Raw genomic sequence first — 20,798 nt, forward strand, 5'->3', positions numbered from 1 at the left:
CGCGGCGCTCAGGGCAGTTCCGCCGGCACTTCGTTCGGGGTTTCCATCGTCTCCCCGAACCATTTGGTCTGCAGCGCGGCGAGGGAGCCATCCGCCTTCATCTCGCCCAGCACCTCGGTGATGTAGGCTGCGAGTTGCGGATCCTCCTTGCGGATCGCGGCGCCGACATAGACGCGGATGTTCTGCAGGCCCTCGACAATGGCGTAGCGGCCGGGCGTGTTGCGGATCAGCAGCTTGGCGACGGCGCGGGAGACGGCGACCGCGTCGATGCGGCGGTTGTTGAGGTCGAGATAGGCCTCGGGGAAATGCTCATAGAGCTTGTAGTCGCGGAAGCCCGGCTTGCCGGCCGCCTTCAGCCGCGCCTCGAAGGCCTTGGCCACGGGATCGTTGGCGCTGCCGAGCTGGGTGCCGACAATCTTGCCGGAGAGATCCTCGGCGACGCGCAGCGTGTTGTCATTCGCGCGCTTCAGGATGACGGTGCCGGATTCGGAATAGGGCATGGAGAAGAGGACGCGCTGGGCCCTTTCCCGGTTGATGACCATGCCGGAGATGATGCAGTCGAATTTCCGCGCATAGAGGGCGGGGATGATGCCGTTCCAGGCGGTGTCGATCAGCGTCAGCTTCACGCCGAGCTTCCTGGCGATGCGCTCGGCGATCTCCACGTCATAGCCGACGATCTTGCCGTCCTGGAAATACTCATAGGGCTGGTAGGCGGCTTCCATGCCGACGATCAGCTCGCCGCGGCTGCGGATGTCGTCCAGCGCCTCGGCCTGGGCCAGGCGGGGGGCGAGGAGCGCCGCGCCGGCGCCAAGCAGCAGGGACCTACGCGACGTCATGCCTCTGTCTCTCCGGCAGGGGTGGCGGCGGGATGGTGCCGAGGAGGCGGGGCGGATTCCAACGACTGAATTGCCCTCATGACGGGCGTTTCCGATCCAGCATCGGCAATCCGCTCACCGTATCGGCAAACAGCTTGTCGAAACTGGCATTTCTTGGGCAGGTTCGGCGCCGCGCGGCGCCCTGCCCCTCCCCGCTCCTTGGCCCGGCACTTGCACGCCGCCAGCCCGCCGCGCCGCCCCAGGCCCAGGGATCGAGGAGTCCAGCATGCCGAAACGCTTCCATCTCGGCTGGTTCACCAATTTCACCCCCGGCGACTGGACCAGCGCCGTCTCCACCGGCACGGGCGGCTGGGATGGCCGCTTCCATGTGGACATGGCCCAGGCGATGGAGCGCGCCTGCTTCGACTACATCATGCTGGAAGACACGCTGATGGTCTCCGAGGCCTATCGCGGCACCTCCGAGGCGGCGCTGAAGCACGCCCTGCAGGTGCCGAAGCTGGACCCCATGCCGCTCGCCGCCATGATCGGCGCGGCGACGCGGCATCTCGGCGTGGTCGGCACCATGTCCACCATGGCCTACCCGCCCTACATGCTGGCGCGGCTGGCGGTGACGCTGGACAACATGACCGGCGGCCGCTTCGGCTGGAACATCGTCACCAGCGGCGAGGATGCGGCGGCGCAGAATTTCGGCATGCATGAGCTGCCGCCGCGCGAGCAGCGCTACGAAATGGCCGACGAATATGTGGAGGTGGTGAAGCAGCTCTTCGGGAGCTGGCAGCCCGGCGCGGTGGTGATGGACCGGGAGACCGGCACCTATGCCGATTTCACCAAGGTCAGGCCGATCAATTTCGAGGGCAAGTATTTCCGCGTGCGCGGGCCGCTGAACACGGTGCCGGCGCCGCAAGGACGCCCCGCCTTCGTGCAGGCCGGCGGCTCGCCGCGCGGCCGCCGCTTCGCCGCGACGCATGCGGATTCCATCATCGCCACCGCCAATGGCGCCAAGGCGATGAAGCAGTACCGCGAGGACGTCCGCGCCCATGCCGCCGCCGTCGGCCGCAACCCGGACGACGTCAAACTGCTCTATCTGGTCTATCCGACCCTGGGCGAGACCGACGAGGAGGCACGGGAACGGCACCGGCGCACCATCTCCCATCCCAATTTCATCGAGGCCTCGCTGGCCGCGATCGGTTCCATCACCGATATCGACTTCTCGGTCTATGACCTCGACAAGCCGCTGCCGCATCTGACGACGAATGGCGAGCAGGGCTCGCTGGACCGCTTCGCGCAATGGGGCAGCGGCAAGACGCTGCGCCAGCTCGCGGGCGAGCGGTTCGAGGGCGGGATCGACCTGATCGGCTCGCCGGAGACGGTGGCGGACAAGATGGCGGCGCTGATGGAGGAGATCGGCGGCGACGGCTTCCTCATCAGCTCGCCCTTTCAGCGCGCCAGCCGGCGCTTCGTCGCCGAGGTGTGCGAGGGGCTGGTGCCGGCGCTGCAGCGACGCGGCCTGGTGCGCACCGAATACACCGGGAAGACCCTGCGGGAGACGCTGCTGGAATTCTAGTTCCCCACGACGTCGCTTCGCGCCGTCGCGGGGGCCCCGGGGTTCGCCCCAGGCGGGCGCTGCGCGCCACCATGGGGCCCATTAAGGGGGTCGGCGGCTTAGGACTCGCACAGCCTGCCGCGGCGAAGCCGCGGCAGGGCAACGGGCGGCGCGGGCGGTGACGCTGCGCCGTTAAACCGGAGTGTTCGACTCAGCCATCGGCGCGCGGCACCCAGGGGAGGCGGGCGACCTCGATGCCTTCCTCGCGCAGCGCCTCGGCCTCGGCGTCGCTGGTCTCGCCATAGATGCCGCGGGAATCGCTTTCGCCGCGGTGGATCTTGCGCGCTTCCTCGGCGAAATCCTGGCCGACATAGTCGCAATGCTTCTCCACCTCGGCCCGCATGCGCTGCAGCAGCGCCATCACCTGGGCGGGCACGGGGCCGGCGGCCGCCTGGCTGCGGGCCTCGGCGGGCGGGGCGGCAGGGGGCGGCGCCTCGGCGGGCACGGGCAGCTTCGGGCGGCTCTTGCCCTTCTTCGGAATGGCCGGGGCCATCAACTGCTTCGCCACCTCGGTCCCGCCGCAGACCGGGCATTGCACGAAGCCGGCCTTGGCCTGCTTCTCATAGGCGGCGCTGTCCTTGAACCAGCCGTCGAATTCATGCCCGGAAGCGCAACGGAGGTCGTAGTGGATCATCCCGAACATCCTCGGCCCGGCGGGAAGTGCCGGGGCGTCATCGGAGTGTAGTGGTAGCACTCCCGAACGGGGAGTGCCAAAACGCGCGATCAGCCGGTCAGAAGCGCGTCCAGCTTGCCGGCCCGCTCCAGCGCCATCAGGTCGTCGGAGCCGCCGATGGAGCGGCCATCGATGAAGATCTGCGGCACGGTGGTGCGGCCGCCGGAGCGGGCGATGGCGTCCTTGCGGGCCTGGGTACCGTGCGGGGCGTCCACCTCCTCGAAGGGCACGCCCTTGCGGGTCAGCAGCGCTACGGCGCGCTCGCAATAGGGGCAGAAGGGCTGGGTGTAGATCTCGATCTTCGGCATGGGGAATAGCTTGGGGGCTTTTGCGGGCGAATCAAGGCGGCGGCGCCCCTCCCGGACCCACCCTGCCAAAGGCCGAAGGGCCTTCGGAAACCATGCGTCCCGGACCCGTCGGTCGAGACGCCAAACTCAAGGGTTCCAAGGGCCCTCCGGCCCTTGGCGGGGAGAGTTTGAGAGGGGTCGCGCCGTAAGGCGCGCCTTACGGCGCGACGCCCCTCTCAAGACCTTTCAAGCCGCGGGTCCGGCACCCTTGCCGCCGTCAGCACGTCCACCGCCGCGGCGCCCGCCGCCAGCAGCGCCCGGGCGCAGGCGTCCGCCGTGGCGCCGGAGGTCATCACGTCATCCACCAGCAGCACCCGCCGCCCCTCGATGCGCCGTGCCAGGCGCGCCGGCGCCAGGAAGGCATCCTCCAGCACCGCCACCCGCGCCGCGGCGCCGAGATCGCCGAGCGGCGGAGTGGCACGCCGGCGCCGCAGCAGATCCGGCAGATGCGGCTTGCCGGCCCGTCCGGCGAGCAGCCCGGCCAGCAGCGCCGCCTGATTGTAGCGCCGGGCGAAAAGCCGTCGCCAATGCAGCGGCACCGGCGCCAGCAGCTCCGCCCGCGCCAGCAGCGCCGCCCCGGCCCGTGCCATGTGCAGGGCCAGAGGCCTCGCCAGCTCCGTCCGATCGGCATGCTTGAAGGGCAGGATCAGCTTCTGCGCGCCGGCATCGTAGCGCAGCGCCGCCCTGGCCTGGGCGAAGGCACGGGGCGTGGCGGCGCAGACCTCGCAGAGCGGCCCCTGCGGCCCCGGCACGCCATGGCCGGCATGCGGAAAGGGCACGCCGCAGCAGGCGCAGCAGGGCGCGCCGATGAAGGACAGCCCGCCGAAGCAGGCGGCGCAGAGCGTGCCCTGCAGCTGCACCGGCGCGTCGCAGGTGAGGCAACGCGGCGGCAGCAGCAGGTCCAGTGCGCCGCCGCCCAGACGCCGCCCGAGGCGGCGCAGCCCGTCAAGCGGTGCCGAAGCGGGCATCGCCGTCGCGGGCGACCTCATGCACCAGGTCGATCTCCCAGGAGAGGTATTCGCGCATCGCCGCCTCCACCCCTTCGTTGCGGTCGTAGGGGCGCAGATAGGTGTCGATGCAGGCGGCATCCTCCGGGTTGCGGCGATCGGCGGCAAGCGGCAGGCCGGCGGCTTTCCAGGCGGCCATGCCGCCTTCCAGCAGCAGCACCGGGGCGGCGGTCAGCCCGCGCAGCTCCGGCACCGTCAGGCGGGCCAGGGCTGGGTCGGCGGCGGCCACCACCACCTGCTTCGCGCCGGAAAGCGCCGGGGCCAGGGCGGCCAGGCGGGTGCGCACGCCCCAGAGGGCGCCGGGGATCGCCGCCTCGCGGAAATCAAGCGAGCGGGTGAGCTGCACCACCCTGGTCCCGCCCGCCTCCAGCGCCGCGGCCAGGGCGGCGGGGGAGATGGCGGGGGCCTCCACCGCCGCGGCCTCCGGGCAATCCGGCGCCTTGCTGCCGGTTTCCAGCTTCCCCTGCAGCCCGCCTTCCAGGACGAAGACCTCCCACTGGCCGAGCTGGCGCAGCCAGCCCCCGGCCATGCGGGCGCGCACGCCGGTATCGTCCACCAGCACGATCCGGGCGCCGCGCACCGCCACCCATTGGTCAGTGGCCTGGACGAGCTGCCCGCCCGGCGCGTTGCGGCTGCCGGGCAGATGGCCGGCGGCATATTCCGCGGGGTCGCGCACATCCAGCACCAGGGTGGTGCGGTCCGGCTCCGCCAGCAGGGCGGCGAGGCCGGCGCGGTCCAGCGGTTTCACCCCGTGCCGGGCGGCGAAGGCCTGGGCGCGTTGCAGCGCCAGGGGCAGGCTGGCGGGGGTGCCTTCGGGGTAGCTGAGGGTCCTGCCGCGGTCGCAGGCGAAGCCCGCCAGCTCCCACCCCATGGTACCGTTGCGCAGCGCCACCACCTTGTTCGGCACGCCCGCCGAGCGCAGGGATTCGGCGCCCATGATGGAGCGGGTGCGGCCGGCGCAATTCACCACGATGGTGGTGGCCGGGTCCGGCGCCAGCTCGCCGATGCGGTAGACCAGCTCGCCCCCCGGCACGCAGGTGGCGCCGGGGATGGACATGCGGCGGAATTCCTCCATGGGCCGGCTGTCCAGGATGACCATGTCGGTGCCGCCGGCGCGCAGGGCGTCCAGCTCGGCCGGATCGATGGAAGGGGTGTGGTAGTGGTGCTCCACCCATTCCCCGAAGGCCTTGGAGGGGACGTTCACGCCGGAGAAGAGGACATAGCCCGCCGCTTCCCAGGAAGGCGTGCCGCCCTCCAGCACCGAGACGTCGGTATAGCCCACGCTCTCCAGCCAGGCGGCGAGGCGGGCGGCCAGCCCACCCTCGCCGCCATCCACGCAGGCGATGCGGACAGTGCGGCACGGCAGGATGGCCCGGGCCCGCAGCTCCGCCTGGGAGAGCGGGCAGGGATTGGCCCAGAAGAGATGGGCGCGGCCGAATTCCCCGACCTCCCGCGCATCCAGGATGGCGAGTTCCTGGCCGTCATGGATCCAGCCTTTCAGGGTCGGCGCGTCGATGCTGCGCATGTGGTGGGCTCCTCCGTTGCGCGGAGGCTAGAGCGGTTTCACGCTGACTGTGCAGCGCGAAACCGCTCTAGCTTATGGATGGTAGAGCAGATTCACGCCTCCGGGCGATGCCGCCCTCCGGCGATCTGCTCTAGCCCGCGGCCACGGCGCCCACCAGGGCCGGGCGCCCCGCGCCGCGCCCGAGCCCGCGCCGCCCGTCGCCCTGCCGCGGCTTCGCCGCGGCAGGCTGTGCGGGGCGCCGGTCATCCGGCCTGAAAGGGCCCCATGGCGGCGCGCAGCGCCCGCCCGGGGCGAAACCCGGGGCCCCTGCGAAGGCGGGCAGCGACGTCGCGGGGACTATCAGCGCATGCAGCGCAGGAAGACGGTGGAAGGATGCGCCACCTCGCCAACCTCGGCAGCGGTGCGGGCCGCGCCGCTCTGGGCGACGCGCGGCTCCACCCCGTTGCGGCGGAGGAACTCCACCGCCTCGCCGCCCTTCACCGCGAAATTGACGTTCTGCGGAATGTCGCCGGTGCTCTGCGCGATGCGCTGGGCATTCAGCTTGGACACCACCACCCCCACCACATGCCCCTGCATATCCAGCAGCGGCCCGCCCGAATTGCCCGGCTGCACCGGCGCGCTGATCTGGTATTGCCGCGCATTGTCGCGCAGCCCGGCCAGGGCCGAGACCTCCCCGGTGGTCAGGGTGGGGCCGGAGGAAAGCAGCCCGGCCAGCGGGAAGCCATAGGTCACCACCCCCTCGCCCCGCCGCATCTCCGGCCCGCTGCGGAAGGCGAGCGGCGGGCCGGCATTGCCGCGGACATTCAGCAGCGCCAGGTCGCGCTGCTCATCCGTGGCGGCGACGGTCGCCACCAGCTCCTGCCCGCCGGCGGCGGGGCGGACGCGCATCTCGCTGCAGCCATTGGCGACATGGTGGTTGGTCAGCAGCCGCCCCGGCGCCACGACGAAGCCGGTGCCGGAGGAGACCGGGCGGCGCCCGCCGCCGCCGCCCCCGCCGCCGAAGGGATCGCTGCCCGGCGGCAGGGGCGGCGGCTTGCCGGCCAGGCTGGCGCCCGGCGCCGGTGCAGGGGCAGGGGCAGGGGCAGGGGCAGGGGTGGCGCCGGGGCCGGGCGGCGTGCCGCGCAGCGGCGGATTGCTGAAGGAAGGCTTGCCCCCCGGCGCGTTGGGCGAGGGCTCGGCGCCAAGCGGCGGCGGCTTCTGCCCGCAGGCGGGCGCCGCCACCAGGGCGGACAGCATGAAAGGGACAATCCAGGCTCGCATCATGGAACCCTGCCGGCGGGTGGGGGTGGTGGTCAACCGGAACGGCTCCGGAAGCGTCACCCAGATGGGGACGCCAGCCTGGCAGCAGGAGGGCGAAAACCGTGAAGGCGCGAAGTTCCTGCGGAAGGGCGGCAGCGCCGGGCCCCTCAATGCGCCGCCCGCCGGGCCAGGGCGGGCCGCAGCGGCCGCCCCTCGGCGCGTGGCCGCAGACCGTCCAGCACCGCGAGCAACTGGCCGATCTCGAAGGGCTTCTGCAGCAGGGCGCGGGGCGGCCGGGGATTCTGGAACAGCAGCTCCCGCCCGCCGGGCGGCAGGTAGCCGGTCATCACCACCAGGGGCAGGTCCGGCTGCTCCTCGCGCAGCGTGGCGATCAATTGCCACCCGGTCATGCGCGGCATGGCGAGGTCGGTCAGCAGCAGGTCGAAGCGGCTTTCCCGCGCCAGGCGCAGGGCGGCCTCGCCATCCGGGGCCAGCACCGGCCGGTGGCCGGCCTCGGTCAGCACGTCTTCCAGCACCATCGCCGCCAGGGCTTCGTCTTCCGCCACCAGGACCCGTAATGGCGGCCCAACTTGCTCCGTCATGACCGCTTTGCCTTCCGTGGTCCCGCCTCGCGAGGACCCATGGATGCTCTAGCGCTCACGCGGGCGAGCGGGGATCAAACCCGCTTGAATTCTGCGGCATCGAGGGACCCGTTTCAGCATCGACCCGGCCGCAAAGCAGCAAAAAACAACCCCTGCGGCAAGCCAGTCGGCGCCACGCCCCGCAACAGAAAAGCCACGGCAGCCTAGCCCATCCCGGCCGGAACGGTCTCCGGCCCGATGCGCGAATCGGCGCTGCCCCGGATCAGGACAAGCTGCTCCGGGCCTCACGGTTCCGGCACGGCTTCGCGCAGGCCGCTTCCGGCCGGCGCGAAGCTGCTCTCGCCCCAATCCCGCACCGCCCGCAGATAGGCGGCGACCGAAAGGGCGGGGTCCGCCGCCACGCGCAAATGCGCCGCCGCCGCCGCGCCGCGCGCCGCCAGCGCCGCCGGCGCGGCCAGCAGCCCGGCGATCGCCGTGGCGAGCCGCGGCGCCGGATCCGGCCCTGGCGGGAATTTGGCCACCACCGCATCCGGATATTCGCCGAGCGGCCCGGCGGCATCGACCAGCGCCGGCAGGCCGAGGCCGAGCGCCCGGACCAGCGCGCCGGAACTCTCCCCGGCCAGCGGCCAGCGGAGATTGACCAGCAGATCGGCCGCCCGGGCATAGGCGAGGAATTCCGCCTCCCCCAGCCAGCCGGTGATCCGTACCCGGTCGCCGAGGCCGAGCCGGGCGACCATCCCTTCCAGGTCGAACCCCGCCTCCACCGCCCCGGCGATCACATGCAGCAGGGGCGAGCCGGCATCGCGCAGCCGCGCCACCGCCTCCAGCACCAGGTCGATGCGCTTGGCCGGCGTCGCATGGCCGAGCGAGAGCAGCACCGGCCGGTCCGGCGGCAGGTGGCAGCGGGCACGGGCCTCCGCCTTGCCCAGCCCTGCCGCCGCCGCGACCAGCGGCGAAAGGTGGTGCGGCACCACCCGCACCTCCGGCCCGCCGATCCGGGTGACGCGGCCGGCGGCGAAGCGGCTGTGCACCAGCACGCCGCGCGCCCGGTCCAGCACCGCCCCGTTCAGCGGCAGCAGGAAGCGCTGCGCCGGGTCGAACAGCCCCTGCCGCCGGCGCCGGGCCAGGCGCCGCCCTGCCTCGCCGTACTCCGCCGCCAGCGCCTGCTCATACCCGGCCCAGTCGCCGCGGCCGAGGGTCAGCGCCTCGACCAGGTGATGCAGTACCGGGTCATGCAGCACCAGGATGCCAGGGCTCCGCAGCGCCGCCCGGTAGACATGCGCATGGTCCATGGAATTGCCGAGCTGGAAGAGATGCGGCCGGGCGGCGAGGCCGGGCCGGGCGCGGTACTCCATCTCCGCCAGCACCTCGCAGCCGGGCAGCGCCACCTTGTCCGCCAGCCGCGCCACCACCACGGCGAGGCGCAGATGCGCCGCCAGCAGCGGCAGCAGCTCCGCGCTGTAGGCGGCGATGCCGGAACGCGCCGGCGGCAACGGGGTGAAGACGACGAGGTCGGGCGATGCGGCGCTCATCCCCGTCGCCGCCCCGGCTCAGCGGGCTTCCAGGGCAAGGATGCGGGCCTCCAGGGCGCGCAGCCGCGCCTCCATCTGCAGCTGGCTGGCGGCCAGCAGATCCCCGACATAGCCGGCCAGCAGCGGCGCCAGGGCGGCGGCGGCGCGTTCCTCGGCGGTGGCCAGCGCGCTTTCCGAGGCGCCGGCGCCGCGCAGCAGCCCGGCGACGCCCTCCAGCCGCTCGCCCACCTCCCGCCGCAGCAGGGCCAGCTCCTGGCGCAGCGCGGCGTCCCGGGCCTCGATCACCTCGGCGCCCAGCCCGCCGAGGCCGGCGCCGTCCTGCACCGCCAGCGCCTCGCGCAGCTCGAGGAGCTGCTCGGCGAGGAATTCGCTGCGGATCGCCAGCACCGCCTGCAGCGCGGCGAGCGGGTCGGTCGGCAGGATCGGGCCGGGCGGCAGGTGGATGGGCGCGGCGACGCGCTTCGCCTCCTCGGACTCCAGCATTTCCCGCAGCGCATCGGGGCGGCGCTCCGGCCGGTCCGCGATCAGCCCGTGGTAATGCGCGTAGCCCCCCGGATCCGGCCAGCGCCGCAGCAGGGCGACATAGAGGGTGACCACGAAATCATGGTCTTCCCCGAAGAGCAGGTCCCCGGCCTCGAAGCGGCGGCGGGGGGCGGCCATCACTCGGCCGCCAGGCGCGGCGCCTCGGCCGGGGCCGGGGGCGCCAGCTTCATGCCGAGCCTGCCGTAGAGGGCGCGGAGCCGCTCGTCGTAGCGCTCCGGGCTGAACAGGGCGGCGCGGCGCGGCCCGGCCTCGGCCAGCCGGGCGCGCAGCTCGGCATCGCCGTCCAGCGCCTGGATGGCCTGGACGAGGCCGGAGATGTCGTAGGGGTCCACCTGCAGCGCCGCATCCCCGACGACCTCCGGCATGGAGGCGGAGTTGGAGGTGATGACCGGGGTGCCGAGCAGCATGGATTCCAGCGCCGGCAGGCCGAACCCCTCGTAGAGCGAGGGGAAGAGCACGCCGCGGGCGCCGCGGATCAGGTTCACCAGCAGGCGGAAAGGGGCGTAGTCCAGCAGGATGATCTTGCGCCGCGTGCGCAGCGTGCCGCCTTCCAGCACCATGGTGCGGATATGGTCGTCGAACATCAGCCGGAGCTCCTGCTCCGACTTCCAGGCCTTCTTGCCGACGATGACCAGCGGATCCGCGACATTGGCCGCGAGATAGGCCTGGATCAGCCGGCCGACATTCTTCTTCGGCTCGATGGCGCCGAAGAACAGCCAGTAGCGGCCGGCCGTCAGGCCGAAGCTGCCCTCGATCTCGGCGGCGACGGCAGGCATCGGCACCTCGCGGAAGCGCCGCGGGATGTCCACCGCCTGGTAGGTGTTGGTCACCCGCTCCTCCGGAATGCCGAGCAGGTTGACGATGTCCCGCTTCGAGGCCTCCGAGACCGTGACGATATGCGCCGCGCTGCGGCCGAGCAGGCGGTTGAGGCGGAAATAGCGCCGCTTGTTGTCGAGGGTGGTGTAGGGCAGGCGCAGCGGCACCAGGTCGTGCATGGTGTAGATGTTGCGGGTGCCGGGCATGGTGATCGGGATCGGGTAGGTCCAGTGCATCAGCTCCGGCCGGCGGCCGCCGCGCATATGCACCGGGAGCAGCCGCTGCAGCACGCGGAAATGCGCCTGTGCCTGCTGGAACACCTCCCGCGCGTTCCAGATCTCGTCGTAATGCGGCAGGCGGTCGCGGAAGGTGGTGGCGATGACCTGGCCGGTGACCGGCACCCGGTTGGCGACCTCGCCGCCCGGGGCGCCGACCAGCCGGTAGCCGCGGCGGATGGCCTGCAGCCATTGTGGCGCCTCGCCCACCCTTTCGTCGAAGAAGGCGATCTCCCGGATCAAGGGATCGCGAGACGGCGAGGCGCGGGTGCCGTAGAGCACCCCCACCTCGGCGCCCAGCCGGCCGAGGGCGAAGCTGAGGTTGCGCGCATAGGTGGCCACGCCGGTGCCCTGGTCGAGCGCCAGATTATAGCCGTCGAGGAAGAGTCTGGGCCGCGTCGGGGCACCCATGCCGTTCAGTCTCCAGCAACCAGCCGGCGGCATGCTGCCGCCCGGCTTCACACCGCCACGTGAACAGGGTGGTGCGCAAGTCCTCTTTCCTCGGGGCCCGGCCGCACCGATATCGCTTGCGGGGCGAAGGCTGCTGGCGCTTTATCGCGCGAGAGATGCGGATGACGGATGTGGCATACTCCCCAGAGAAGCTGATCCCGGAACGCACCCCTGGCGAGGGGCTGGACCTGCGTGCTGCCCCGGGGGCGCTGCGCCAGGCGCTGGCGCTGGGCGCGGCGGATCTGGCGGTGCTGCTGCTGCGGGCGGCGGCGGTGCTCCTCCTCCTCTCCCCCCTGCTGATCGTGGCGCTGCTGATCTTCCACTGAGGGGCGGGGCCGGGGCGGCGCAGGCGCCGGGGGCTGCGGGGCTGCGGGGCTGCGGGGCTGAAGGTGGTGACGCAGCGGGCGCCGACGGCGGCGGGGCGGGGCTGAGAGCCTCCGCGAAAGGGTCCGTGGCGGGTCCTGGCGGGTCTTTTCCACCCTGGCGTCATGCGCCAGCGCCATTCGCCTGGCGTCGGCAGGCTTGCCGGTGCCATCGGCGGCGGCGGCGCAGCGCCGCGACCCTGGCCCTGGACGCAAACCCTGCACCGATCCGCTGCCGGGACCCTTGCGCGACGGTCCCTAAAGGCGAGAGCGCCGCGGTGGCGCTGGCCCGGGCGGTGCCCGACCGCTGGCACCAGCCCAGGCAGCGTGGCCGAAGGCCGGCGCGGCCCGCGGGGAAGGCCGGGCAGGCGCACCCGGCCTTCGGTCCACCACCGGGGGTTTCACGAGCGGATGCCGCCGCGACTATGCTGGCCGCACAGCGGGCCGGCCGATCCGGCCTGGCCCGCCGGCGAGGAGAAGCCCGCATGGATCAACACGCCCCGTCCGACAGCACCCGGTCCGCCGCAGCGGAATTGCTGGCCCGCGCCGACGCCTTGCGGGACCGCCGGGAATGGGCGGAGGCGGCCCAGGCCTATGCCGGCTTCCTGCGGCTCCGGCCGGAGGAATGGCCGATCTGGGTGCAGTACGGCCATTGCATGAAGGAAGCCGGCGACCCCCGCGCCGCCCTGCTGCTGTACCGGGAGGCGGAGCGGCTGCAGCCGGAGGATTCCGACCTGCACCTGCAGATCGGCCACGCCCTGAAGCTGCTGGGGCGGCTGGAGGAAGCCTTCGAGGAATATGCCAGGGCGCTGACCCTCGACCCCGGCAGCGCCGCGGCCCGGCAGGAGCTGATGGCGGCCGAGCCGCCCGGCGCGGCGGTGCCGCCAGCAGCCGCCGCCTCGGCGCCGGCCCCCGCCACGCCCGCCCACGCCGCGCCCGCCCCCGCCACGGCCAGCCATGCCGCCCCGCCACCCGCACCCTTCTCCGCAGCACCTCCTCCGCCCCCCTCCCCCGCATCCTTCGCGCCGTCACCGCCCGCGCCTTCGCCCCTCGCCCCCGCGCCCTTCGCCCCGGCCGTCGCCCCGACACCGGCACCGGCCACCGCCCCCCTGCCGCAAGCGGCCGAGGCGCCGCCGGCCGCGGCGGAAGGCGCGGTGGTGTTCGACGCCTCCGACCTGCTCGACTATTTCCAGCACAACCGCGCCCCCACCGGCATCCAGCGGGTCCAGCTCAACCTGATCCGGGAAGCCCTGGCGGGCACCGTCCCGGCGACGGTCACGGCCTTCGACCCGCTGCGCGGCTTCTGGGTGGCGCTGCCAGCCGCGCTCTTCCTCCGCCTCGCCAGCCTCTCCCGCACCGGCACCGACATCGCCGAGCCGGACTGGGCCTCCGCCATCGCCGAGGTGCGGCTGCTGCTGCGGGAAGGCCCGCCGCTGGCCTTCCCGCCCGGTGCGCGGCTGATCAATCTCGGCACCTCCTGGTGGATCCCGGACTATCTGCGGCGGGTGCGGGAGGCGAAGGCACGCTACGGGCTGCGCTACATCCCCTTCATCCATGACTGCATCCCGCTGCTGGTGCCGGAGCATTGCGCCGCGCCGCTGGTGGAGGAATTCGCCCGCTGGTTCGCCGCCCTGGCGCTCCATGCCGATGCGGTGCTGACCAATTCGGAATGCACAAGGAGGGACGTCCTCGCCCAGCTCGAGCAATTCCTCCCCGGCCTCAGCCTACCCGCCCAGGTGCTGCGGCTGGATGCGGCGGAGCCGGCCGCCGCCGCGGCGCCGCCCCCGGCTGCCGGGCAGCCGCCCTTCATCCTCTGCGTCGGCACCATCGAAAGCCGCAAGAACCACCTGCTGCTGTTCAACGCCTGGCTGACCCTGGTGCGCAAGCACGGGGCGGAGGCGGTGCCGGAGCTGGTCTGCGTCGGCAAGAAGGGCTGGCTGGCGGAAGCGGCGCTGGCGCTGCACGCCAATTCCCCCATTCTGCGCGCCAAGGTGCGGCTGCTGCACCATGTGCCGGATACGGTGCTGGAGGGGCTGTACCGGGACTGCCTCTTCACCGTCTACAACAGCTTCTATGAGGGCTGGGGCCTGCCGGTCACCGAAAGCCTGGCGCATGGCAAGGTGGCGCTGGTGCCCGACCATTCCTCGCTGCGCGAGGCAGGGGGCGAGGGCGCCCTCTATTTCCAGCCGCAGAGCGAGCCGGAGCTGGTCGCCCGGCTGGAACAGCTCATCTTCGAGCCCGGCTTCCGCGCGGCGCAGGAGGCGGCGATCCGCCAGAAGGTGCGGCTGCGGCGCTGGTCCGAGCTGGCCGAGGACCTGCTGCGCCTGGCCGGGGCGGAGCTGCCGGCGCTGCCGCCGCCCTTGGCCCGGCTGGGCTTCCGCCTGGGCGAGATCCATGAGCTGCGGCTGCTGCCGGGCAGCCGCCCGCTGCCGGCCATGGCGGTGGCGGATGCGGTGCGCGAGGGGCCGGGCTGGGAGCGGCTGGAGCGCTGGGGCTGCTGGGCCACCCCTTCCGGGCCGGCACGGCTGCGCCTGCCCCTGCCCGAGGGGCTGGCGGGCACCAGGCTGCGGGTGATGCTGGAGCTGCGCGCCCCGCCCGCCGCCTCCCGCGCCGCGCTGCGCGCCCATGCCGCGGATGCCGAGCCGGGGGCCTTCCGGACCCTGGAACTGGCGGCGGGTGGCCAGGTCTTCGTCGCCCTGCCGCTGGTGGCCGGCCAGGCCGCGGAGCTGGTGGTGGAAATCGCGCCCGGCGAGGCGGTGACGGTGCCGGCGGACGGCAACCTGCCGCAGCGCCAGGTGAGCCTCGGCGTGGTGAGCGTGATGGCCTGCCGGGAGGACGATCTGGCGGCGCGGCTGGACTATCTGGAACGCAAGGCGCTGCCGTTGCGGGCGCTGGCGTGACGGGGGGCTCCGCCTTTGCAGGGGGCGCTGCCCCATAAGCGCAGAACGCCAGGAAGCAGGAAGAAGGATCGGAGGCTTTGCCCCCGAACCCCCACCGGGGCCAGGACCTGGTGTCCTGCCCGCGAAGTTCGCTGGACTCCAGCGAACGCAGCGGACAGGCAGGCCACTGAAAACCAAGGCTAGAGCGGTTTCACGCTGACTGTGCAGCGCGAAACCGCTCTAGCTTATAGATTGTAGAGCAGATTCACGCCTTCGGGCGATACCGCCCTCCGGCGATCTGCTCTAGTGGCCCGAGAACGAAGTCCGCAGGACTGCGGAATCGGGACACCAGCCCCGGACCCCGGTCTGAGTTTCAGACCCGTGGGGTGAACCCGCGGCCTCCCCGCCGGCGAGAGTGCAGCGGGCAGCGCCCTCTGCCCGATCCTCACCCGGCCAAAAACGCCCGGATCCGCTCCCCTTGCGGCCCCATCCCCGCCACGCCGTTGAGGTGCCCGAGCGGCCCCGTCACCTCCGCCAGCTCCACCTGCTTGCCGGCCCGCTTCAGCACCTCGACGAATTCCCGCACCCCTTCCAGCGGGAAGACCCGGTCGGTCGGCGAGGGCAGCACCAGCCAGCGCCCCGCCGCCCCCGCCATGGCCGCGGCCAGCGACGGGTACTCGTTCAGGAAGAGCTGGTTCGCCCGCACCATGTAGAGGAAGGAATTGGCGTCCGAGGTCCTCGCCCGCGCCAAAGCTGCGTCATCCAGCCATTTCTCGATCGCGAAGCGGTCGCCGATGCGGTGCGCCGGGTCCTGCCCCTCCGCCGGCTTGCGGTCATACTGCGCCGCCCAGGCGCGGTCCCGCGCCTGCAGGGTGACGATCTTCCAGGCCTCCGCCAGGCCGCGCAGCGGCGGCTCCCGCCCCTGGGCGTAGTACTCGCCTTCCCGCCAATTCGGGTCCAGCCGGATGGGCGCGGCCCAGATGTTCAGCCAGCCCTGCAGCCAGGCATCGATCTCCGCGGCGATCACCGGCATCACCCGGGCGCAGAAATCCGGATAGGCCGCCGCCCATTCGATGGCCTGCAGCCCGCCATTGGACGGCCCCGCCACCAGCGCCAGCTTCTTCACCCCGAGGCTGTCCAGCAGCTTCTTCTGGCTTTCCACGAAATCCCGCATGGCGATGACGGGGAAGCTCATCCCCCAGGGCCGGCCGGTATCCGGGTTCAGCGTCGCCGGGCCGGTGGTGACGGTGCCGGCATCCGGCACGTTCACATTCACCAGCGTATCCACGGCAATGACGAAGTAACGACCGGTATCGATCGCCTTGCCCGGGCCGATGACGGCATCCCACCAGCCGCGCGGGCCATTGGCCGCCACCTGGCCCCAGGCATGGCTGTTGCCGGAGAAGAAGTGGCAGATGAGGACGGCATTGTCCCCCGCCGCGTTCAGCCGCCCTTCGGTCTGGTAGCCGAGGCGCAGATTGGGAATGGTGGCGCCGCCGCGGGTACGGAAGGCACCGCCCTCGAACACCTTCTTCTCGACCAGGGCGGGGGCCTGGGCGGCAGCTTGCCCCGCGCCCAACCCCGCCGCGGCGGCGAGTGCCAGCCCGGCCCCGAGCATCGTCCGTCTCTCCATCGCTGGCCTCCCCCCGCGCTTCCTTTCCGGCACAATCTGGCCAGGCAGCGCGGCAAGGGCAAGGCGCGGCCCGCCCTTCCGCCGCCGCAATCGCCGCGCCGCAAGCCCGTTGTATGCCTTCATAATTCCATGGCGGGGTGATTTCCCACCCCGGCGCTTTGCTTTAGCCTCCCGCGCACCGTCCGGGCGCGAATGTCCCGGCGAGACAAGAATGGGGGGTTGCGGACTTGATGACCTTGATTCTGGTCCTGGTGATTCTGCTCGGGGCGGCGTCCATCGCCTATGGCGTGGTCACCGCCAAGCAGGTGATGGCGCTGGATGCCGGCTCCGCACGCATGCAGGAAATCGCGAAAGCCGTGCAGGAGGGGGCGGGCGCCTATCTGCGACGGCAATACATCACCATCGGCATCGTCGGCATCGTGCTCTTCGTGCTGGTGGTGGTGACGCTCGGCATCACCGTCGCGATCGGCTTCCTGATCGGTGCCGTGCTTTCGGGCCTGGCCGGCTTCATCGGCATGAATGTTTCGGTCCGCGCCAATGTGCGCACCGCCCAGGCCTCCACCCAATCCCTCGCCGCCGGGCTGGACGTGGCGTTCAAGTCGGGCGCCATCACCGGCATGCTGGTGGCCGGCCTCGCCCTGCTCGGCGTCGCCATCTACTTCTTCATCCTGGTGGTGCTCGGCGGCTACGCGCCGAATGACCGGAAGGTGATCGACGCGCTGGTGGCGCTCGGCTTCGGCGCCTCGCTGATCTCCATCTTCGCCCGGCTCGGCGGCGGCATCTTCACCAAGGGCGCCGATGTGGGCGGCGACATGGTGGGCAAGGTGGAGGCCGGCATCCCGGAGGATGACCCGCGCAACCCCGCCACCATCGCCGACAATGTGGGCGACAATGTCGGCGACTGCGCCGGCATGGCGGCCGACCTCTTCGAGACCTATGCGGTGACCATGGTCGCCACCATGGTGCTGGCGGCGATCAGCTTCGCCGGCTCCGACCAGCGCCTGGCGGAGGGCATGCTCTACCCGCTGGCGATCGGCGCGGTCTGCGTCATCACCTCCATCGCCGGCACCTATTTCGTGAAGCTGCCCTCCAACAACTCCATCATGGGGGCGATGTATCGCGGCTTCATCGTCACCGGGGTGCTGTCCCTGGTCGTGCTGCTGCCGCTCAGCTACCTGATCTGGGGGTCGGACACGATCACCGCCGGCGGGACCAGCTTCAGCGCCTTCTCGCTCTTCCTCTGCGGCGTGGTGGGGCTGGCGGTCACCGGCCTCATCATCGTCGTCACGGAATACTACACCGGCACCGGCTTCCGCCCGGTGCAGGCCATCGCCGAAAGCTCCGTCACCGGCCATGGCACCAACGTCATCCGCGGCCTGGCGGTCTCCATGGAGAGCACGGCGGTGCCGGCGCTCATCATCATCGCCGGCGTGCTGGTGGCCTTCAACCTGGCCGGGCTCTACGGCATCGCCATCGCGGTGACGACCATGCTGGCCCTGGCCGGCATGGTGGTGGCTCTCGACGCCTTCGGCCCGGTCACGGACAATGCCGGCGGCATCGCGGAGATGGCCGGGCTGCCGAAGGAGATCCGCGTCACCACGGACGCGCTGGACGCGGTGGGCAACACGACGAAGGCCGTCACCAAGGGCTACGCCATCGGCTCCGCGGGCCTCGGCGCGCTGGTGCTGTTCGCCGCCTATACCCAGGACCTCAGCTTCTTCGCCGCCAATACGGCGCAGTACCCGTATTTCACCGGGGTCGGGGCGCTCACCTTCAGCCTCTCCTCGCCCTATGTCGTCATGGGGCTGCTCTTCGGCGGCGCCCTGCCCTTCCTCTTCGGCGGCATGGCGATGACGGCGGTCGGCCGCGCGGCGATGAGCGTGGTGGAGGAAGTGCGGCAGCAATTCCGCGAAAAGCCGGGGATCATGGAAGGCCGCGACCGGCCGGATTACGGCCGCGCCGTGGACATCCTGACCAAGGCGGCGATCAAGGAGATGATCATCCCCTCGCTGCTGCCGGTGCTCTCGCCGCTGGTCTGCTATTTCGGCGTCCAGGCCATCGCCGGGAAGGCCGCCGGGTTCGAGGCGCTGGGGGCGATGCTGCTGGGCGTCATCGTCACCGGCTTCTACGTGGCGGTGAGCATGACCACGGGCGGCGGCGCCTGGGACAACGCCAAGAAGTACATCGAGGAAGGCCACCATGGCGGCAAGGGATCGGACGCCCACAAGGCGGCGGTCACCGGCGACACGGTGGGCGACCCGTACAAGGATACGGCAGGGCCGGCAGTGAACCCGATGATCAAGATCACCAATATCGTGGCGCTGCTGCTGCTGGCGATCCTGGCGCATAGCGGGTGAAACCGGTAGCGGGTGAAACCGGTGGCGGCTTCGCCCCGAGGCTCCCGGTGGCGAGAGTGCCGCCACCCCCCGCCGGGGGCCAGGCCTGGCCCCCGGCGGCGTGAGCGGTAGCGGACGCGTCACGCTCTGGTGGCCCGGTTTCGACATCCTGCGGACTTCGTCCTCGGGCCGCTGGCCTTCCATCTTCCGTGGCCTGCTTGTCCGCGAAGTTCGCTGGATATCCCGCGAACTTCGCGGACAAGCAGGCCACTGACCCCCGGCTTCGCCCTGCCGGCTCATACCGGCGCCGGGGCAGGTTGCCCCGTCAGCCGACCCGGCTGCGGACCACGGCCAGGATCTTGCCCGCCGGCTTGCCGGAGGCCTCGGCGATGCGGCGGTCCTGCGCCTCGATCTCGGCGCGGGCCGGCGCGTCGCCATCCAGGCCGCCGAGCAATTCCCCCGGCACCTTGCGGTTGGAGCGGCGGCTGCCATCGGCATAGGTCACGTCGAACAGCACCCATTTCCCGTCATCGCGCCGCCTGGCCATGGGCTCGTCCATATCCTTGTCACGCACGGGCGGGTCACGCACAGCCGGCGGCGCCTTCGCCGGCACAGCCGCCGCTTCGGGCGGGCCGGCATCCTCGCGGCCGGCCCGGCGCTGCGCCACGGCGGCCTCGCGCTCGCGCTGCCGGGCCTCCTGCTTCGCCTGCTTGCTGCGATTCACCTCGGCGCGTTGCTGACCGTAATTCGGCCTGCGGGCCATCACCCCCTCCTCTGCCGGAAGGGCCGGCCCCTGCAACCCCGCCCTTCAGCCCCGCCCCTCAGGCGAACAGCGTCGGCGGCCCGCTGCGGAGCTGGCTTTCCAGCACGATGCGCTCGTGCCCGTCCTGCTTGTGCTTCACCCGGTATTCCCGGTCGTTCGGCGGGCCCGGCAATTGCCGCACCACGGTGTAGAGGCCGCGCGGCACGTTGGTGTCGTAGCGCCCCGGCACGAATTCGACATTCTGGCCGACGCTGTAGAGATGCGGGGTCATGCGGCGTCTCCTTCCCAGGTTCGGGCGGCGGGCAGGAAGGCGGCGGCGGGTCGCGCCGCCGCCCCCCGGATCACTCGGCCTTCAGGTTGCAGGCGGAAAGCTTGCCCTGCTGGCCGCGCTGGATGTCGAAGCTGATGCGCTGCCCGTCCTGCAGGCCGCTGAGGCCGGAGCGCTGCACATCGGAGATATGGACGAAGACGTCGGCGCCGCCGCCCTCAGGCTGGATGAAGCCATAGCCCTTGGTGGCGTTGAACCATTTCACGGTACCGGTGGACATGCGGGGATTCCCATCATGCAAGGGGTGCCGCCCCGCGAACGCCGCGGGGCGGGCCAATCTGCCTCTCAGGACGGAAACCAAGCTCGGCGCCCCGGGCGGGACGAAACGAAACAGGCCGAACCGGACGGGTTGACCCGGTGCATATGGCCCTGCGGCGGCCCGGCTACAAGCCAAATCGCACGCGCCGGGCGGAAAGCTGCGGTCAGCCCGCCCGCAGCCGCTCCGGGATCGGCAGGCCCAGCCGCACCGGCACGTGCCAGATCTCCCGCTCCGTCCGCAGCTTCTGGAAGCCGGCGGCCAGGTAATTCGGCAGGGCCCGGGGATGGTCCGCGGTGCAGGTATTCACCGTGACGGCGCGCTGCGCCTCGGCCCAGGCATCGTCCACCGCCTGGCGCAGGAAGGCGCGGCCCAGCCCCGTCCCCACCGCATGCGGCAGCAGGCCGAAATAGGAGAGGTTCACCACCCCGCCGAGCCGGCGATCCAGCTCGTAGAACCCCGCCGGCTCGCCGCCGCGATACAGCACATGGATGGAGATCGCCGGCTCCGCCAGCAGTTCGGCCAACTGCGCGTCCGGCACGGTGCGGCGCAGCCACCAGACATAGCGATGCCCCACCGTGTCGTAGAGGTAGCGGTAGAAGGGCACGGTGCAGCGCGCCACCCGCTCCATCCGCGCCTCCGGCGGCAGGCACGGGGCCGGATCGGTCGGGCGCCGGTCCATTCGCAGGAAGGTCACATCGACGGCGACCGGGATGACGGGCTCCAGCGCCATCACGCCCGCCCTGCACGAAGGGTTGCCGGGAGCCCATCGCGGCGAGCCGCGACGGGGCCC

19 protein-coding genes are annotated in these 20,798 nt (G+C 71.8%); 4 read left to right on the forward strand and 15 right to left on the reverse strand.

Annotated elements, in window-relative coordinates; translation table 11 throughout:
• Positions 1-8 precede the first annotated feature (8 nt).
• Positions 9-836: a transporter substrate-binding domain-containing protein gene (locus tag E5N76_RS23100; RefSeq protein WP_149539685.1), complete on the reverse strand. Its 828-nt coding sequence runs from the start codon at positions 834-836 to the stop codon at positions 9-11.
• 265 nt (positions 837-1,101) lie between these two features.
• Here E5N76_RS23100 and E5N76_RS23105 point away from each other — a divergent pair, with 265 nt between their 5' ends.
• A complete protein-coding gene (locus tag E5N76_RS23105; protein ID WP_149539686.1) occupies positions 1,102-2,400 on the forward strand; it encodes an NtaA/DmoA family FMN-dependent monooxygenase in 1,299 nt (432 codons plus the stop codon).
• Between the two features lie 190 nt (positions 2,401-2,590).
• Here the strand turns inward: E5N76_RS23105 and E5N76_RS23110 are convergent, their stop codons facing one another.
• The 9 genes from E5N76_RS23110 to E5N76_RS23150 all read right to left on the reverse strand — a co-directional run bounded on the left by E5N76_RS23110 (position 2,591) and on the right by E5N76_RS23150 (position 11,409).
• A complete protein-coding gene (locus tag E5N76_RS23110; RefSeq protein WP_149539687.1) occupies positions 2,591-3,073 on the reverse strand; it encodes a DUF1178 family protein in 483 nt (160 codons plus the stop codon).
• Between the two features lie 89 nt (positions 3,074-3,162).
• A complete protein-coding gene (gene grxC / locus E5N76_RS23115; RefSeq protein WP_149539688.1) occupies positions 3,163-3,420 on the reverse strand; it encodes a glutaredoxin 3 in 258 nt (85 codons plus the stop codon).
• A gap of 215 nt (positions 3,421-3,635) precedes the next feature.
• A complete protein-coding gene (locus tag E5N76_RS23120; protein WP_235907840.1) occupies positions 3,636-4,448 on the reverse strand; it encodes a ComF family protein in 813 nt (270 codons plus the stop codon).
• A complete protein-coding gene (locus tag E5N76_RS23125; RefSeq protein WP_149539689.1) occupies positions 4,405-5,991 on the reverse strand; it encodes a rhodanese-like domain-containing protein in 1,587 nt (528 codons plus the stop codon). The genes E5N76_RS23120 and E5N76_RS23125 overlap by 44 nt, the downstream gene beginning before the upstream one ends.
• Positions 5,992-6,330: 339 nt before the next feature.
• The gene (locus E5N76_RS23130) at positions 6,331-7,227 is read right to left on the reverse strand and encodes a S1C family serine protease (protein ID WP_235907841.1); all 897 of its coding nucleotides are present in this window, start codon (positions 7,225-7,227) and stop codon (positions 6,331-6,333) included.
• A 170-nt stretch (positions 7,228-7,397) separates the two neighbouring features.
• The gene (locus tag E5N76_RS23135) at positions 7,398-7,832 is read right to left on the reverse strand and encodes a response regulator (protein ID WP_149539691.1); all 435 of its coding nucleotides are present in this window, start codon (positions 7,830-7,832) and stop codon (positions 7,398-7,400) included.
• A gap of 284 nt (positions 7,833-8,116) precedes the next feature.
• Positions 8,117-9,364, reverse strand: a complete 1,248-nt coding sequence (locus E5N76_RS23140; protein ID WP_149539692.1) for a glycosyltransferase — start codon at positions 9,362-9,364, stop codon at positions 8,117-8,119.
• 18 nt (positions 9,365-9,382) lie between these two features.
• Positions 9,383-10,024: a DUF4214 domain-containing protein gene (locus E5N76_RS23145; protein WP_149539693.1), complete on the reverse strand. Its 642-nt coding sequence runs from the start codon at positions 10,022-10,024 to the stop codon at positions 9,383-9,385.
• Positions 10,024-11,409, reverse strand: coding sequence for a glycosyltransferase family 4 protein (locus tag E5N76_RS23150; RefSeq protein WP_149539694.1), 1,386 nt, complete (start codon positions 11,407-11,409; stop codon positions 10,024-10,026). The genes E5N76_RS23145 and E5N76_RS23150 overlap by 1 nt, the downstream gene beginning before the upstream one ends.
• Before the next feature lie 161 nt (positions 11,410-11,570).
• Between E5N76_RS23150 and E5N76_RS23155 the strand changes: the two genes are divergently transcribed.
• On the forward strand, positions 11,571-11,774 hold the full coding sequence (locus E5N76_RS23155; RefSeq protein WP_149539695.1) for a hypothetical protein: 204 nt from the start codon (positions 11,571-11,573) through the stop codon (positions 11,772-11,774).
• A gap of 521 nt (positions 11,775-12,295) precedes the next feature.
• Positions 12,296-14,710, forward strand: a complete 2,415-nt coding sequence (locus E5N76_RS23170; RefSeq protein WP_187830340.1) for a glycosyltransferase family 4 protein — start codon at positions 12,296-12,298, stop codon at positions 14,708-14,710.
• 424 nt (positions 14,711-15,134) lie between these two features.
• On the opposite strand, the gene E5N76_RS23175 is transcribed toward E5N76_RS23170, so the two are convergent.
• The gene (locus tag E5N76_RS23175) at positions 15,135-16,322 is read right to left on the reverse strand and encodes an E22 family MetX-like putative esterase (RefSeq protein ID WP_235907842.1); all 1,188 of its coding nucleotides are present in this window, start codon (positions 16,320-16,322) and stop codon (positions 15,135-15,137) included.
• Between the two features lie 230 nt (positions 16,323-16,552).
• On the opposite strand from E5N76_RS23175, the gene E5N76_RS23180 reads away from it, so the two are divergent.
• On the forward strand, positions 16,553-18,679 hold the full coding sequence (locus E5N76_RS23180) for a sodium-translocating pyrophosphatase (RefSeq protein ID WP_149539697.1): 2,127 nt from the start codon (positions 16,553-16,555) through the stop codon (positions 18,677-18,679).
• Positions 18,680-18,983: 304 nt separating this feature from the next.
• On the opposite strand, the gene E5N76_RS31605 is transcribed toward E5N76_RS23180, so the two are convergent.
• The 4 genes from E5N76_RS31605 to E5N76_RS23200 form a co-directional block, all read right to left on the reverse strand.
• A complete protein-coding gene (locus E5N76_RS31605) occupies positions 18,984-19,421 on the reverse strand; it encodes a hypothetical protein (RefSeq protein WP_235907843.1) in 438 nt (145 codons plus the stop codon).
• 58 nt (positions 19,422-19,479) lie between these two features.
• Positions 19,480-19,692, reverse strand: coding sequence for a hypothetical protein (locus E5N76_RS23190; protein ID WP_149539698.1), 213 nt, complete (start codon positions 19,690-19,692; stop codon positions 19,480-19,482).
• Between the two features lie 70 nt (positions 19,693-19,762).
• On the reverse strand, positions 19,763-19,969 hold the full coding sequence (locus E5N76_RS23195; RefSeq protein WP_149539699.1) for a cold-shock protein: 207 nt from the start codon (positions 19,967-19,969) through the stop codon (positions 19,763-19,765).
• Positions 19,970-20,171: 202 nt separating this feature from the next.
• On the reverse strand, positions 20,172-20,738 hold the full coding sequence (locus E5N76_RS23200; RefSeq protein ID WP_149539700.1) for a GNAT family N-acetyltransferase: 567 nt from the start codon (positions 20,736-20,738) through the stop codon (positions 20,172-20,174).
• Between the last annotated feature and the right edge of the window lie 60 nt (positions 20,739-20,798).

This window comes from Siccirubricoccus phaeus, from assembly GCF_008360935.1.
GTDB lineage: Bacteria > Pseudomonadota > Alphaproteobacteria > Acetobacterales > Acetobacteraceae > Siccirubricoccus > Siccirubricoccus phaeus.